Origin of the sequence: Klebsiella sp. FDAARGOS_511 (genome assembly GCF_003812845.1) — a bacterium.
GTDB lineage: Bacteria > Pseudomonadota > Gammaproteobacteria > Enterobacterales > Enterobacteriaceae > Klebsiella > Klebsiella grimontii.
The window spans coordinates 85,258-99,911 of the sequence record NZ_CP033823.1 but is presented as its reverse complement, the minus strand read 5'-3'; the positions used below and the strand labels follow the sequence as shown (position 1 = coordinate 99,911).

The window sequence follows — 14,654 nt, the reverse complement described above, 5'->3', positions numbered from 1 at the left end:
AGAATAGGATGTTAACCCATCAAATAATACAAAGTGAAATCGAAGAACTAAAACAGATCCTGACTCATAAGGACTTGACGATCCCCTCATTCTGGAGCTGTATCTGGCCCGGCATAGTATGCATGTTATGGTTTTTTCTTTCATCATATTTCTCCTATGGGATAAGTGATCTTTCTACTGGACTTGATAGGATCGCAGCAATGGTTTTTGCTGGGGCTGTGGGCGTATTTTCTATCATTGCAACTGCGAATACCCGATCGCTCTTCCTTTCTTTACCTGAATCTTTCAGGAAAGAATCGTTATTTTTTGGTTTTTTAGCTAAGAAATGCAAAGTGTATGGTATGGTGGTTTTTGTTATATTCTCATGCTTGGCATTTTTCTTTGCATACAACGGAATTAATGCGATTATCTTTATTGTTGTTACAGGATTTAGCCTTATACTAACAATTATGATAATGAATATCGATCTTGGTCGATATCAATTAGCAACACTCACGTCAGTTGTTGAGTCTTTCAGAAATAAAGAGGCTAAGTCGGTACAATAACTTGAGTTCTGTTATTAACCAACCGGCATTTTTAACTTGGCTGGTTAATTCTCATAATTTTCAATGTGTTATTTAAGTGTTTTAATTCAAACGGTGAGCAGGTGCGCAATTTATTTGTGCATCTGTTAGGCGTTGCCGCCATCGGCGGAATAATTCAATGACGTAATACACTATTGTTGGATATTTTCCTGATATCCGGCCTCTCTTCCTCAATGGTTTTTTGACGGACTATTGCCATGAGTTTTAATGCCAAAGATATGACCCAGGGCGGTCAGATCGCGAATATGCGTTTCCGTATGTTCGGTCAGATTGCCAATATCATGCTCTACGTGCTGTTTATTCTCTTCTGGGGCCTGTGCGGCCTGCTGCTGATGTTCCGCCTCAGCTGGCAGACCTTTGTGAACGGCAGCGTGTACTGGTGGTGCACGACGCTCGCACCGATGCGCGACATCATGCGCTCTCAGCCGGTCTACACCATTCAGTATTACGGACATTCACTGGAGTTCACCGCCGAGCAGATTCTTTCCGACAAATACACGGTCTGGTGTGGCGAACAGCTGTGGACAAGTTTTGTTTTCGCTGCCGTGGTATCGCTCATTATCTGCATTATTGCCTTCTTCGTTGCCAGCTGGGTGCTGGGCCGTCAGGGGAAACAGCAAAGCGAGGATGAGAATACCGGCGGGCGCCAGTTGTCCGACAAGCCCAAAGAGGTCGCCCGGCAGATGAAGCGCGACGGCATGGCCTCGGATATTAAAATTGGCGACCTGCCGATACTGCTGAACTCTGAAATCCAGAACTTCTGTCTGCACGGGACCGTGGGCTCCGGTAAATCCGAAGTGATACGCCGTCTCCTGAACTACGTCCGCGCCCGGGGCGATATGGCCATCATCTACGACCGCTCCTGTGAGTTCGTCAAAAGCTATTACGACCCTTCGCTCGATAAAATCCTCAACCCTCTGGATTCGCGCTGTGCGGCATGGGACTTATGGAAAGAGTGCCTGTCGCTGCCAGATTTTGACAACATCTCCAACACCCTTATTCCTATGGGGACCAAAGAGGACCCGTTCTGGCAGGGCTCAGGGCGCACCATCTTTGCCGAAGGTGCCTACCTGATGCGTGAAGACAATGACCGTAGCTACGAGAAGCTGGTTGATACCATGCTCTCTATCAAAATTGACAAGCTGCGCGCCTATCTGCAGAACACCCCGGCGGCGAACCTGGTGGAAGAGAAGATTGAGAAGACCGCTATCAGTATCCGTGCGGTACTCACTAACTACGTTAAGGCCATCCGCTATCTGCAGGGGATTGAGAAGAACGGCGAGCCGTTCACTATCCGGGACTGGATGCGCGGTGTCCGTGAGGACCGACCCAACGGCTGGCTGTTTATCTCCTCCAACGCTGACACTCATGCCTCCCTGAAGCCGGTTATATCTATGTGGCTGTCGATTGCCATCCGCGGCCTGCTGGCGATGGGGGAGAACCGTAACCGGCGCGTGTGGATTTTTGCTGACGAACTGCCAACGCTGCACAAGCTGCCGGACCTGGTCGAAATCCTGCCGGAAGCGCGTAAATTCGGCGGCTGCTATGTCTTTGGTATCCAGTCCTATGCCCAGCTGGAAGATATCTACGGCGTGAAACCCGCCGCCACGCTCTTTGACGTTATGAACACCCGGGCCTTCTTCCGCTCCCCGAGTAAAGAGATTGCCGAGTTTGCCGCCGGTGAGATTGGTGAGAAAGAAATCCTCAAGGCCAGCGAGCAGTACTCCTACGGTGCAGACCCGGTTCGTGATGGTGTGTCGACCGGGAAAGAAAAAGAGCGTGAAACGCTGGTCAGCTATTCCGATATTCAGACACTCCCGGACCTGTCCTGTTACGTCACGCTGCCCGGACCGTACCCGGCCGTGAAGCTGGCCCTGAAGTACAAACCGCGCCCGAAAATTGCCGAGGGATTTATTCAGCGCACTCTCGATACGCGGGTGGATGCACGGCTTAGTGCTCTGCTGGAAGCGCGGGAGGCCGAAGGCAGTCTGGCACGGGCGCTTTTCACGCCGGATGCGCCGGAGCCTGAACAGAGTGATGCAGACAGCAGGACATCGCCCGGACAGCCAGAGCCGGAAAGCGCCCCGGTCTCACCTGCACCCGTGAAGTCCGCGTCGACAGCTGAAACGCTGGCCGCACCGCCATCCGTTAAGGCGTCAGAAGCGCCACAGGCTACAGTCACGACCGTACCGTTAACCCGCCCGGCACCGGCAGCGACTCCTGCTGCTTCCAGCGCGACGGCGTCCACGACCGGCGGCACCGAACAGGAGTTGGCTCAGCAGCCTGCAGAGCAGGGACAGGAGATGATGCCGGCTGGCATGAATGAGGACGGTGAAATCGAAGACATGCAGGTGTATGACGCCTGGCTGGCTGATGAGCAGACGCAGCGCGAGATGCAGCGGCGTGAAGAAGTCAACATTAACCACAGCCACCGCCGCGATGAGCAGGATGATATTGAGATTGGAGGGAATTTCTGATGATGTCGATTGGCTCCGTCAAGTCGGCCGGGAGTGCCGGTAATTACTATACAGACAAAGACAATTACTACGTCATCGGCAGCATGGAGGAACGCTGGCAGGGCAAAGGGGCGGAAGCGCTGGGTCTGGACGGAAAAGCGGTCGACAAGGCCGTGTTCACCGAACTACTGAAAGGGAAACTGCCGGATGGCAGCGACCTGACCCGGATGCAGGACGGCGCCAATAAGCACCGGCCGGGTTATGACCTGACCTTTTCGGCGCCCAAGAGCGTGTCGGTGATGGCGATGCTGGGCGGTGATAAACGTCTTATCGATGCCCACAACCAGGCGGTGACGGTAGCCGTGAAGCAGCTGGAGACTCTGGCGGCAACCCGTGTCATGACGGACGGAAAAAGCGAAACGGTACTGACCGGCAATCTGATTGTGGCGAAATTCAACCACGATACGAACCGTAATCAGGAGCCGCAGCTGCACACCCATGCCGTCGTTATCAATGCCACGCAGAACGGGGACAAGTGGCAGTCTCTCGGCACCGATACGGTTGGTAAAACGGGTTTTATCGAGAATGTGTACGCTAACCAGATAGCCTTCGGGAAACTCTACCGGGAGGCGCTGAAACCCCTGGTGGAAAAGCTCGGGTATGAGACAGAGGTGGTGGGCAAGCACGGCATGTGGGAGATGAAGGACGTGCTGGTCGAGCCGTTTTCCACGCGCAGTCAGGAGCTCAGGGAGGCGGCAGGACCCGATGCGTCGCTCAAATCCCGCGATGTGGCTGCGCTCGATACCCGCAAGTCAAAGGAAGCCATCGACCCGGCAGAGAAGATGGTGGAGTGGATGAACACGCTGAAGGAGACCGGGTTTGACATCCAGGGCTACCGAGAAGCCGCTGATACCAGAGCGGAAGAAATAGCCCGTGCACCTGCAGCGCCGGTGCAAACCGACGGGCTGGATATCGCGGATGTGGTGACGAAAGCGATTGCCGGTCTCAGCGACCGTAAGGTGCAGTTTACGTATGCCGATGTGCTGGCGCGCACGGTAGGCCAGCTGGAGGCAAAGCCCGGCGTCTTTGAACTGGCGAGAACGGGCATCGATGCGGCGATTGAACGGGAGCAGCTTATCCCGCTCGACCGGGAGAAAGGCCTCTTCACCTCAAACATTCACGTCCTTGATGAGCTTTCCGTGAAAGCGCTCAGCCAGGAAATCCAGCGCCAGAACCACGTCTCCGTCACGCCGGATGCAGGTGTGGTGCGCGAAAAACCCTTCAGCGATGCGGTCAGCGTCCTGGCGCAGGACCGTCCGGCGATGGGGATTGTTGCCGGTCAGGGCGGGGCTGCGGGCCAACGGGAGCGGGTGGCCGAGCTGACGCTGATGGCCCGGGAGCAGGGACGCGACGTGCATATCCTCGCTGCCGATAATCGCTCCCGTGATTTTCTCGCCGGGGATGCGCGACTGGCCGGAGAAACCGTAACCGGCAAGTCAGCCCTGCAGGACGGGACGGCGTTTATCCCGGGCGGGACATTAATTGTCGACCAGGCGGAGAAGCTGAGCCTGAAGGAGACGATTTCCCTGCTCGATGGCGCCATGCGCCATAACGTGCAGGTCCTGCTCTCCGATAGCGGCAAGCGCAGCGGAACCGGGAGCGCGCTGACGGTCCTGAAAGACAGCGGCGTAAACACCTACAGGTGGCAGGGCGGAAAGCAGGCGACGGCAGACATCATCAGCGAGCCGGACAAGAGTGCGCGCTACAGCCGGCTGGCACAGGAGTTCGCCGTCAGCGTGCGCGAGGGGCAGGAAAGTGTGGCGCAAATCAGCGGCACGCGTGAGCAGAATGTCCTGAACAGCGTTATCCGTGACACCCTCAAAAATGAGGGAGCGCTCGGCAGCCGGGACATGACGGTGACCGCGCTGACGCCAGTCTGGCTTGACAGTAAGAGTCGGGGCGTGCGGGACTATTACCGTGAGGGCATGGTCATGGAGCGGTGGGACCCTGAGGCCCGGAAGCATGACCGCTTTGTCATTGACCGGGTGACGGCCAGCAGCAACATGCTGACCCTGAAAGACCGTGAGGGAGAGCGTCTGGACCTGAAGGTCTCCGTCGTCGACAGCCAGTGGACGCTGTTTCGCACGGATAAGCTGCCGGTGGCAGAGGGCGAACGTCTGGCGGTACTCGGGAAAATCCCCGACACGCGCCTGAAGGGCGGGGAAAGTGTCACGGTGCTGAAAGCGGAAGCCGGGCAGCTGACGGTTCAGCGTCCCGGACAGAAAACCACCCAGACGCTTCTTGTCGGCAGCAGCCCGTTCGACGGGATTAAGGTCGGCCACGGCTGGGTGGAGAGTCCCGGCCGGTCGGTCAGCGAAACGGCGACCGTCTTTGCCTCCGTCACGCAACGCGAACTCGACAATGCCACGCTCAACCAGCTGGCACAGAGTGGAAGCCATATCCGGCTGTACTCCGCACAGGATAAAGCCCGCACGACAGAGAAGCTGGCGCGTCACACTGCGTTCAGCGTGGTCTCAGAGCAGCTGAAGGCCCGCTCGGGAGAAGCAGACCTGGAGGCGGCCATCGCACAACAGAAAGCCGGACTGCACACCCCGGCAGAGCAGGCGATTCACCTTTCCATCCCGCTGTTGGAGAGCAACAGTCTGACCTTCACGCGCCCGCAGCTGCTGGCCACGGCGCTGGAAACCGGCGGCGGTAAGGTTCCGATGAAGGACATCGAGGCAACCATACAGGCGCAGATTAAGGCCGGCAGCCTGCTGAATGTCCCGGTGGCCTCCGGCCATGGCAACGACATGCTGATTTCCCGCCAGACCTGGGACGCCGAAAAAAGCGTCCTGACCCGGGTGCTGGAAGGTAAGGATGCGGTGGCACCGTTAATGGACCGGGTGCCGGGCAGTCTGATGACGGACCTGACCGCCGGACAGCGGGCGGCAACCCGGATGATACTCGAGACCCCGGACCGGTTCACCGTGGTCCAGGGGTATGCCGGGGTGGGGAAAACCACGCAGTTCAAAGCTGTGATGAGCGCCATCAACCTGCTGCCGGAAGAGACCCGCCCGCGCGTCATTGGTCTGGGACCGACACACCGCGCCGTGGGCGAGATGCAGAGCGCCGGCGTTGACGCGCAGACCACCGCCTCATTCCTGCATGACACGCAGCTGCAGCAGCGCAACGGCCAGACGCCGGATTTCAGCAACACGCTGTTCCTGCTCGATGAGAGCTCGATGGTCGGGCTGGCAGACACCGCGAAAGCGCTCTCCCTGATTGCGGCCGGGGGAGGCCGTGCCGTACTCAGCGGCGATACCGACCAGCTGCAGTCCATCGCGCCGGGGCAGCCGTTCCGGCTGATGCAGCAGCGCAGCGCGGCCGACGTCGCCATCATGAAAGAAATCGTGCGCCAGGTGCCTGAGCTGAGACCGGCGGTCTACAGCCTGATTGACCGGGATGTCAGCCGTGCGCTGTCCACAATTGAACAGGTCACGCCGGAGCAGGTGCCCAGAAAGGACGGCGCCTGGGTACCTGAAAACTCGGTCACAGAATTCACGCCGGCACAGGAGAAAGCGATACAGGATGCGCTGAAGGAGGGTAAGGAAATACCGCCTGTCACGCCAGTGTCCCTCCATGATGCGATTGTGAAGGACTACACCGGGCGCACCCCGGCGGCGCAGGCGAACACGCTCATCATCACGCATCTGAACGCAGACCGCCGGGCACTGAACGGGCTCATCCATGATGCGCGGGTACAGAATGGCGAAGTCAGCAAAGATGAGGTGACCCTGCCGGTACTGGTCACGAGCAACATCCGTGACGGCGAGCTGCGCAAACTGTCCACGTGGTCAGAGCATCAGGGCGCCGTGGCCCTTCTCGATAACACGTATCAGCGCATTGAGAGCGTCGATAAAGAAAACCAGCTCATCACCCTGAAGGACAGCGAGGGGAATACCCGGTTTCTCTCTCCCCGGGAGGCATCGGCAGAGGGCGTCACGCTATATCGCCCGGAGCACGTCACCGTGTCACAGGGTGACCGGATGCGCTTCAGCAAAAGCGACCCGGAGCGGGGTTATGTCGCCAACAGCGTGTGGGAGGTGAAAGCGGTCTCGGGTGACAGTGTCACGCTGTCTGACGGTAAAACCACCCGGACACTGAACCCGAAGGCCGATGAAGCGCAGCGCCACATCGACCTTGCCTACGCCATCACCGCCCACGGCGCGCAGGGGGCCAGTGAACCTTTCGCCATCGCACTCGAAGGCATGGAAGGGCGCCGGAAAGCAATGGTCAGCTTTGAGTCGGCCTACGTAGCGCTGTCGCGCATGAAACAGCACGCGCAGGTGTATACCGACAACCGGGAGGGGTGGACCACGGCGGTCAGCCGTTCTCAGGAGAAGGCCAGCGCACATGACGTGCTCGAACCGCAGAACGCCCGGGCGGTGAGGAATGCCGGTCAGCTCTATGGTCGAGCACAGCCGCTGGATGAAACCGCCGCAGGCCGGGCTGCCCTGCAACAGTCAGGTCTGGCCAGAGGCCGCTCTCCGGGTAAATTCATCTCACCCGGTAAAAAATATCCGCAGCCACATGTGGCCCTGCCGGCATTCGATAAAAACGGCAAGGAGGCCGGTATCTGGCTCAGTCCGCTGACCGACAGGGACGGGCGGCTGGAGGCCATCGGGGGCGAGGGGCGGATTATGGGGGACGAAACGGCCCGGTTCGTCGCTCTGCAGAACAGCCGCAACGGCGAGAGTCTGCTGGCCGGGAACATGGGCGAGGGCGTCAGAGCAGCCCGTAACCATCCCGACAGCGGGGTGATAGTACGCCTTGCCGGCGACGACCGGCCCTGGAATCCGGAAGCCATCACCGGCGGGCGCATCTGGGCTGCCCCCCTGCCGAATCTTCCGCTGCCTGACACCGGTGCGGATACCACACCCCCTCCGGATGTGCTGGCACAGCGGGCTGCAGAAGAGGCACAGCGCCGGGAGCTGGAGAGACAGACAGAGCAGGCGACCCGGGAAGTCGCCGGCGAGGAGAAGAAAGCGGGCGAGCCGGGCGAGCGGATAAAAGAGGTTATCGGGGACGTCATTCGTGGTCTGGAGCGTGACCGCCCGGGTGAAGAGAAAACACCGCTGCCGGATGACCCTCAGACCCGGCGCCAGGAGGCCGCGATACAGCAGGTCGCCTCAGAGAGCTTGCAGCGTGAACGCCTGCAGCAGATGGAACGGGACATGGTACGTGACCTGAACCGGGAGAAAACCCTCGGGGGCGACTGACGCGCCTGCAGCATTTATCAGGCACAGTAATATCAGGGATAAATAAGGAAATCACGATGACAACACACGTATTACGCGTCAGCGCCGCAGACCGCTGGCTTAAGGCTCTGCTGACCTTGACGCACGGACAGGCGGATGTGATTAAAACGGTGGCCCTGCTTCTGATGGTCACCGACCATGCCGGCCTGTTGCTGGCAGATAACAACGAGCTTATGCGTCTTCTGGGAAGAGGCTGCTTTCCGCTGTTCGGTCTGGTCTGGGGGATGAATCTGGCCCGACACGCGGATATCCGCCAGTCGCAGTTGAACAGCCTCTGGGGCTGGGCGCTGGTCGCCCAGGTGCCGTTCATGCTTATCGGGTATCCGTGGTACGCGGGAAATATCCTGTTCGCCTTTGCCGTCACCGGTCAGGCACTGCGGTGGTTCAGCCTGCCGTTCTGGCGTTATACCTTCGCCGCCATGGCCATCGTTGCCGTCTGGATACCGTTCTCCTGTGGCAGCTACGGCATGGCCGGGGTGGCCATGCTCACCGTCAGCTGGCTGCTCTGCCGCGCACAGGCTCCCCGGGAGCGACTCGGGTGCGGGGTGTTGTGGGCCATCATGGTGTTACTGATGAACCCGAATGACGTCTGTGAATCACTGGCCGGACTGGCGATTGCCTTGCTGACGCTGATGGTGTGTTCATCTGCCGGGGAAGGAGTGAAGCGTTTCTGGCCACGGCATTTCTTTGTGCTGTTCTATGCGCTGCACCTGTCGGTGCTGGAGATAGTGGCGACGATGTAAAAAAAACCGGACAGAGGTCCGGTGGGCGGGAACATTGCCCGTAAACGTGACAAAGGGAACATCATCGCTGTGTCCACTGTTTCCTGAGGTGAAACGATGATGCCGTTAGCGTATCGTATACCCCAGACCTGAAGTTTTTATTGATATGGCCCCTTATGAGTGAAGAAAAACGCCCTGTACTGAGTCTGAAACGAAAACCGGCGCCGGACAGCACGCCTGCTCCCGGGAGCGATGCCACGCCTGGTGTGGTTCGTCGGAAGAAGGTGGTGGTGGTGTCAGCCCCGCCGGCCTGGAAGGTCAAAAAAGAGAAGCTGGAGCAGGCGAAAAAGGCTGCCGAAGCCGCCGCACGCCAGGCTGTGGCAGAACCGGTCAAAGCAGCAAAGGTTCCGCCTCCTGTGCGTTATCTTCAGCTGCTTCCGCCGGAGCAGGCTATCATGACCCTGAAAGCGTTCTGGCCGCAGCTGTTTGATAACAACTCGCCACGCCTTCTGGCCACGGGGATGCGTGAACAGCTGTTTGCCGATATCGAGAGGCGAGACCTGCCGCTGTCGCATAAGCAGGTGATTAAGTGTCTCAAAAGCCTGACCCGGTCAGCAGGCTATCTGTCCCGGATGCGGGAAGGGGCCTCCCGCTATGACCTGCAGGGAAATGTTGTGTCCACCGTCACTGCTGAGGAAGCGCGCTACGCCAGTGAGCGCATGATGAAAGAGCTGTTGCGGGCCGAGCGTAAGATGAGCCAGACGATTTAATTCTTTTATCTCTTTCGAATTAAATATATCAGTCATTAAGCAGCTAATGGATACTGACTCCATTAGCTGACAGCATTCGTCGTTAATGAGAGGGAATAATATGAGAGTCTGGGTTGATACGGATAAGATTTGTGAGGATACACAAAACATTATTAAAATGTTATCAGCGTCGGATGTGAATAAATTCAGTTGTGTCAGCGAAAAAATCATATTACTGGAGGAGTGCCTCGATGAGGAAGAATACGAATGTGGCTGGTTCTCAGATGCTGCGTTTAAACTTATGAAGGCCTTGCTCAGAGTCCGCATTAAACTCAGAAGGACAGATCCTGTTCACCACCTTGTTCCGGTACTGACTCAGGCTGTCGATGGTCTGAAAGAGCAGCTCAGGTTAAACAGGAGGCACGCTAATGAGTTGATTGAAGTGCATGTGTTCTCGGGACATGCCCGCAACTTTTTCTGGCTTGGTTGTGCTACAGCAATGATACTTGTACTTGCCGCAATCATTTATATGACATGAAGCCAGCTAATATCTTCTGCACAGTAGTGATAATCGGATTTTTCAACAAGTACACCTGCAAATTAAATCTTCACGCGATTGATATATATCAGGTCGGTAAATAAAAGCAGTAAATAAATCACTTATTCTTCAGGTTGAATATTTAAAGGGACGTTAAACATGTTTCGATATTTCGCTCTGCGTTTTGAACAGCAGTTGCTGTGTTATTTATCCGGCGGTGTGCTGGCGGTATTTCTGACAATACTCATTCCGTCTGTAACGGTCATGGTTTTCGCGCTCATCCTGGTACTGTCGACGGCGGTTTGCTGGACCGCGCTGGCTCTGTATATCTGCGACACCGACCAGGTGAGAAAAACGGAGGTGTCCCCCCAGGTCCGTATACGTGACGGTATTCAGGTGGTGGCCATCCTGCCGCGTCATGAGAAGGCCCGGATTGAGTGGGACATTCTCCGGGATGATGAGGTGTTTCGCCAGCAAAGTCGGGAGCTCGCAGCCCTGACCGGGCGGGTTATCCGTCGGGGGCTGTTGTATGCGCCGGTGGTGATGCTGGCGGGTACGGGCATTCTCGCCTGCAGTTTTACGCAGGACGCCGTCCGGCTGGTCAGTGCGCTTCGGACTCTGCCTGCGGCAGAACTGGTACATCAGACCGGATTCGCTCTGCGCAGTGTTCTGCTGATTTCCGTGGTATCGGTGCTGACAGCTGACGTGGTGGCCGGAAGAGGTTTGCCGAATGCCTTTCGCCGCGCATTGCTCGACAGGCTGCCGGCAGAGGCCTGGCATATCAGAAGAGGGACAGAGCGATGAGAAAATCGCCCGGCAAACGCACCGGGACAGACAGTGAGATAAGGGAACACAAAACATGGCAAAGATACTAATGATGGCAGGCATTGCTGTCGTTCTGATGAGTCTGCTGGGATTCGCGGTGCTGCTTCTGAGAGGTCGGATAATGGCCGGGACGTCACCGGTCCTGATGTCACTGAAAGCACTGGGGATTCGGCCCTCAGAAGCGGAGAAGCGGCTGTGTCGCGAGCGGGTCTGGGTGGGCAACGACACGCTGATGACGTTACGGGAACAGCATTTTTACCGGGCATTGCTGGGGCATACCAGCCAGAAGCGCTGGCTCCTGTGCCCGCAGGTCCGGGTGGCGGATATCGCCACACTCGCTCCTCACATCCGGCCTCGCTCCCGGGCCTGGTGGCAACTTTTCCGGATGGCGTCTCAGTGGCACTGTGACGTGGTCATCGTTGATATCCGGACCTTCGCCATCGTCGCTGCTATTGAACTTGATGATGCCTCACACCTGAAAAGGCATCGTATCCGGCGCGATATCCTGCTGGAAGAGGTTCTGAGGCAGGCCGGTATTCCGCTGCTGCGCGACCGGGATTCAGAGAAGCTGGTCAGAAGAATCAGAGAGTTTCTCAGGCACCATGAAACCGACACTGACATCATATCCACTGGCGGTATGGCGCCATCAACAGAACAGACTGAACCCGGGGAGAAAGCAAAATGATAGTTGCCACTGACGTAAAACGTGATGAGCAGGGGTACTGGACGCATCCTGCGCTGGCGCGCAGTGGCTGCGAAACCCCGGCTGAATTCCGCTACTGGCTGAAAACCCACGGGCTCCAGTGCTTCGTGATGATAATGCGCGATGAAGCGCCTGAGGTCTACGCAGCCGGATTGACTGATGAAGCCCCGGATGCCCGTGACTGGATACCTGAGCCGCCGGATGAGGATGGCTGGTTCCTCGGCTCCGTCCATGCTACCGGCGACGGGCCTGTCTGCTACTGGTTCCGCCAGACCACAATAGCCTGACGCCTCCGAATGGCGTCGTTGTCCAACGCCGGAGGCGGGGGAAAACCAGTTTCCCCCGCCCCCGGCGTTTCTCAAAAACAGTGAAGGAAATACTGTGAAAATAAATCGTACTCTCCGCAGATGGTGTCTGCCCGGGCTGGTCAGCCTGAGCCTGTGCGCTCCCTTACCCGCCGTTTATGCCGCGAACATCGAGACCGGGTTTTCCCCGGAAGGGACGGCCCTGCAGCTGGTTCTGAAAACCATTGCGACCGCACAACAGGAAATCCGGCTGATGGGCTATTACTTCACGTCTCCGGATGTGGCCGGCGCGCTGGTCAGAGCCAGACAGCGGGGCGTGGATGTGAAGGTCGTTCTGGACCACAAAGCCAATACCGGCGAGCGCAACAAGGTCAGTCGGGCCGCCATGAATCTGCTGGTCAGCGCGGGTATTCCTGTCCGGACGGTGGATACCTATAAGCTCCTCCACGACAAAGTGATCATCGCTGACGGGCGGAATACCGAGGTCGGTTCGTTCAACTTCAGCAGCGTGACCGATCGTGCCAATTCAGAGAATGTGCTTGTTGTATGGGATCACACTGCTGTTGCTCAACGCTATCTGCAGCACTGGTCATCCCACTGGTCGAAGGGTACGGACTGGAAACAGACCTACTGATACCGCTTTAAACGATCCCCGGACGTAAACCGTGCGCCAACGCGGGTTACGTTCATAAAGTAAGTCGCTGATTTAAATATTCTGTAGTATTCTCTGCAAACGATCCTTTTTTAGATCCTTGATGAGGCAGAGATGTCGCAGAACGATAATGCAGTGACTTCCGCTTCTAAAAATAAGCGGGCCTATCGAAAAGGTAGCCCAATGTCAGACTCTGAAAAACAGATGGCTGCAGTTGCAAGAAAGCGCGTCACACATAAAGAAATCAAAGTCTTTGTACGTAACCCATTGAAAGATATTCTTATTGAGCTCTGTAACCGTGATGGAATAACGCAAGCCCAATTTGTTGAAAAATTGCTCGAAAAGGAATTCAAAGCTCAGGGGTTATTTAAGTAAAGTCTTTACTTTTATTCGAAGCGTGCTAGATTACTGATCGTTTAAAGAATTTTGATGGCTGGCCACGCCGTAAGGTGGCAGGGAACTGGTTCTGATGAGGTGTCTACCCGGGACCAGAAAAGCAAAAACCCCGATAATCTTCATCTAGTTTGGCGACGAGGAGAAGATTAACGGGGTCTACTTAAACTGTATAGAAGCTGTTGCTCTATGCAGGGAGTATAGTTTTATGCTCAGAAAACTGCAATACCCGTTTCTGTGCCATTTGCTCTTTCCGTGCAACATAAGCGCGGGAAGGCGTGACTGAACAGCACAATCCGCAACACTGGAGTCAGCTGGATACGGAAGAACAGATCCGTTTCTGGCAGGGCATTGATGATGGCCATGTCGGGTCTTTTCTGGTTTCTCCGGAGAAGAAGCGTACCCGTCGCCGTCGCGGTGAACACTCCACTAAACCCAAATGCGAAAACCCGTCCTGGTTCCGGCCGTCTCACTATAAGGCGCTGGGTGGACAGCTGGGTCACGCCTATAACCGTCTGGTGGAAAAAGATCCGGCCACGGGCCAGTCCAGACTCCGCATGCACATGTCACTGCATCCTTTCTACGTCCGGGAACGGCAGCGCGCGGGGCGCAGGTATGCTTTCCGTCCGGAAAAACAACGTCTTCTCGATGCGCTCTGGCCGGTACTGGTCAGTTTCTGCGATGCCGGTAAACACACGATAGGAATGAGTGTGTCCAGACTGGCCAGAGAACTCAGCCCGAAAGATGCCCGAGGGGAAGTTATTTCCGGAACGGAAGTCACTGTTCGCCGGATTTCGGCATTAATCGCCGAGCAGGTCCGCTTTGGTGTACTTGGCGTATCAGAAGAAACTCTGTGGGACAGGGAATCACGGAAGCGACTGCCGAAATATGTCTGGATCACGCCCGTTGGCTGGAAAATGCTGGGCGTTGATTTGATGAAGCTGCAGGAGCAGCAGCTTAGAAAACTGCGGGAATGTGAGGAACGTCAGGCGCTCATTAAAGAGGGGCTGTTAGGCGAACATGAGGAGATTTCTGTTCTGAGGGCGCGTAAACGCTGGTATGAGCAGCGCAGCCGTGAAGCCCTGCAGTATCGCCGTGCAAAAGGCGCCGCACGTAAGCGTGCAAACCGCCTGGCCAGAATGCCCCGGGACCGTCAGGTCTACGAAATGACCTGCTGGCTGAAGAAAACGCTGCCGGCAGATGAGCTCTATGGTTATTCTGCAGATAAACTTGAGCAGCTGGCCGTGCGGCATCTCTACCAGCTGGAGTTGTCACTGAACCCTTCCCCGCCTCATTAGTCAGGCAAATCACAATTTGCGTTAAAAACGGCCCCTCCGGGGCTTTTCGTGCTGGATTTTTTCAGCCATTTTCACCACTCAAATATTCTGCCGCCCTGATTACTCACT

At 56.7% G+C, this 14,654-nt stretch carries 13 protein-coding genes and 1 pseudogene; 13 read left to right on the top strand and 1 reads right to left on the bottom strand.

The features are described from left to right. The first annotated feature begins 8 nt into the window (after positions 1-8). From EGY08_RS00510 to EGY08_RS00460, 11 genes are all read left to right on the top strand, one after another. Positions 9-545 carry a hypothetical protein gene (locus tag EGY08_RS00510; protein ID WP_064352025.1) on the top strand — a complete coding sequence of 179 codons (537 nt, stop codon included), beginning with the start codon at positions 9-11 and terminating at the stop codon, positions 543-545. Between the two features lie 236 nt (positions 546-781). Beyond that, entirely contained in the window at positions 782-3,061 is a 2,280-nt protein-coding gene (traD, locus tag EGY08_RS00505; protein ID WP_064352026.1) for a type IV conjugative transfer system coupling protein TraD, read from the top strand. Next, positions 3,061-8,322 carry a conjugative transfer relaxase/helicase TraI gene (traI, locus tag EGY08_RS00500; RefSeq protein ID WP_064352027.1) on the top strand — a complete coding sequence of 1,754 codons (5,262 nt, stop codon included), beginning with the start codon at positions 3,061-3,063 and terminating at the stop codon, positions 8,320-8,322. The genes traD and traI overlap by 1 nt, the downstream gene beginning before the upstream one ends. A gap of 56 nt (positions 8,323-8,378) precedes the next feature. Then, positions 8,379-9,104 carry a type-F conjugative transfer system pilin acetylase TraX gene (gene traX, locus EGY08_RS00495; RefSeq protein ID WP_064352028.1) on the top strand — a complete coding sequence of 242 codons (726 nt, stop codon included), beginning with the start codon at positions 8,379-8,381 and terminating at the stop codon, positions 9,102-9,104. A 155-nt stretch (positions 9,105-9,259) separates the two neighbouring features. Beyond that, positions 9,260-9,853 carry a fertility inhibition protein FinO gene (locus EGY08_RS00490; protein WP_047722660.1) on the top strand — a complete coding sequence of 198 codons (594 nt, stop codon included), beginning with the start codon at positions 9,260-9,262 and terminating at the stop codon, positions 9,851-9,853. 100 nt (positions 9,854-9,953) lie between these two features. Beyond that, positions 9,954-10,370: a hypothetical protein gene (locus EGY08_RS00485; protein WP_047722659.1), complete on the top strand. Its 417-nt coding sequence runs from the start codon at positions 9,954-9,956 to the stop codon at positions 10,368-10,370. A 159-nt stretch (positions 10,371-10,529) separates the two neighbouring features. Then, positions 10,530-11,174 (top strand): hypothetical protein, encoded by a 645-nt coding sequence (locus EGY08_RS00480; protein WP_064352029.1) that lies wholly within the window; start codon positions 10,530-10,532, stop codon positions 11,172-11,174. Between the two features lie 55 nt (positions 11,175-11,229). Continuing rightward, positions 11,230-11,880: a DUF2726 domain-containing protein gene (locus EGY08_RS00475; protein ID WP_064352030.1), complete on the top strand. Its 651-nt coding sequence runs from the start codon at positions 11,230-11,232 to the stop codon at positions 11,878-11,880. Beyond that, positions 11,877-12,185 (top strand): hypothetical protein, encoded by a 309-nt coding sequence (locus tag EGY08_RS00470; RefSeq protein WP_047722655.1) that lies wholly within the window; start codon positions 11,877-11,879, stop codon positions 12,183-12,185. Before EGY08_RS00475 ends, EGY08_RS00470 begins: the two co-directional genes overlap by 4 nt. Positions 12,186-12,285: 100 nt before the next feature. Further along, entirely contained in the window at positions 12,286-12,837 is a 552-nt protein-coding gene (locus tag EGY08_RS00465; protein ID WP_064352038.1) for a phospholipase D family protein, read from the top strand. Between the two features lie 132 nt (positions 12,838-12,969). Then, a complete protein-coding gene (locus tag EGY08_RS00460; RefSeq protein WP_064374395.1) occupies positions 12,970-13,230 on the top strand; it encodes a replication regulatory protein RepA in 261 nt (86 codons plus the stop codon). Between the two features lie 30 nt (positions 13,231-13,260). Here EGY08_RS00460 and EGY08_RS31375 read toward each other — a convergent pair. Next, positions 13,261-13,374, bottom strand: a pseudogene (locus EGY08_RS31375) (replication protein RepA). An 82-nt stretch (positions 13,375-13,456) separates the two neighbouring features. On the opposite strand from EGY08_RS31375, the gene tap reads away from it, so the two are divergent. Then, the gene (gene tap / locus EGY08_RS31370; protein ID WP_071846032.1) at positions 13,457-13,534 is read left to right on the top strand and encodes a RepA leader peptide Tap; all 78 of its coding nucleotides are present in this window, start codon (positions 13,457-13,459) and stop codon (positions 13,532-13,534) included. Beyond that, positions 13,527-14,546 (top strand): plasmid replication initiator RepA, encoded by a 1,020-nt coding sequence (repA, locus tag EGY08_RS00450; RefSeq protein WP_064352031.1) that lies wholly within the window; start codon positions 13,527-13,529, stop codon positions 14,544-14,546. The genes tap and repA overlap by 8 nt, the downstream gene beginning before the upstream one ends. The last annotated feature ends 108 nt before the right edge of the window (positions 14,547-14,654 follow it).

Coding starts and splice junctions, on each gene's coding strand:
- EGY08_RS00480 (WP_064352029.1), top strand. CDS start 10,530: ATGTTTCGATATTTCGCTCTGCGTTTTGAACAGCAGTTGCTGTGTTAT.
- EGY08_RS00470 (WP_047722655.1), top strand. CDS start 11,877: ATGATAGTTGCCACTGACGTAAAACGTGATGAGCAGGGGTACTGGACG.
- traD (WP_064352026.1), top strand. CDS start 782: ATGAGTTTTAATGCCAAAGATATGACCCAGGGCGGTCAGATCGCGAAT.
- traI (WP_064352027.1), top strand. CDS start 3,061: ATGATGTCGATTGGCTCCGTCAAGTCGGCCGGGAGTGCCGGTAATTAC.
- traX (WP_064352028.1), top strand. CDS start 8,379: ATGACAACACACGTATTACGCGTCAGCGCCGCAGACCGCTGGCTTAAG.
- EGY08_RS00485 (WP_047722659.1), top strand. CDS start 9,954: ATGAGAGTCTGGGTTGATACGGATAAGATTTGTGAGGATACACAAAAC.
- tap (WP_071846032.1), top strand. CDS start 13,457: ATGCTCAGAAAACTGCAATACCCGTTTCTGTGCCATTTGCTCTTTCCG.
- EGY08_RS00490 (WP_047722660.1), top strand. CDS start 9,260: ATGAGTGAAGAAAAACGCCCTGTACTGAGTCTGAAACGAAAACCGGCG.
- EGY08_RS00510 (WP_064352025.1), top strand. CDS start 9: ATGTTAACCCATCAAATAATACAAAGTGAAATCGAAGAACTAAAACAG.
- EGY08_RS00475 (WP_064352030.1), top strand. CDS start 11,230: ATGGCAAAGATACTAATGATGGCAGGCATTGCTGTCGTTCTGATGAGT.
- EGY08_RS00460 (WP_064374395.1), top strand. CDS start 12,970: ATGTCGCAGAACGATAATGCAGTGACTTCCGCTTCTAAAAATAAGCGG.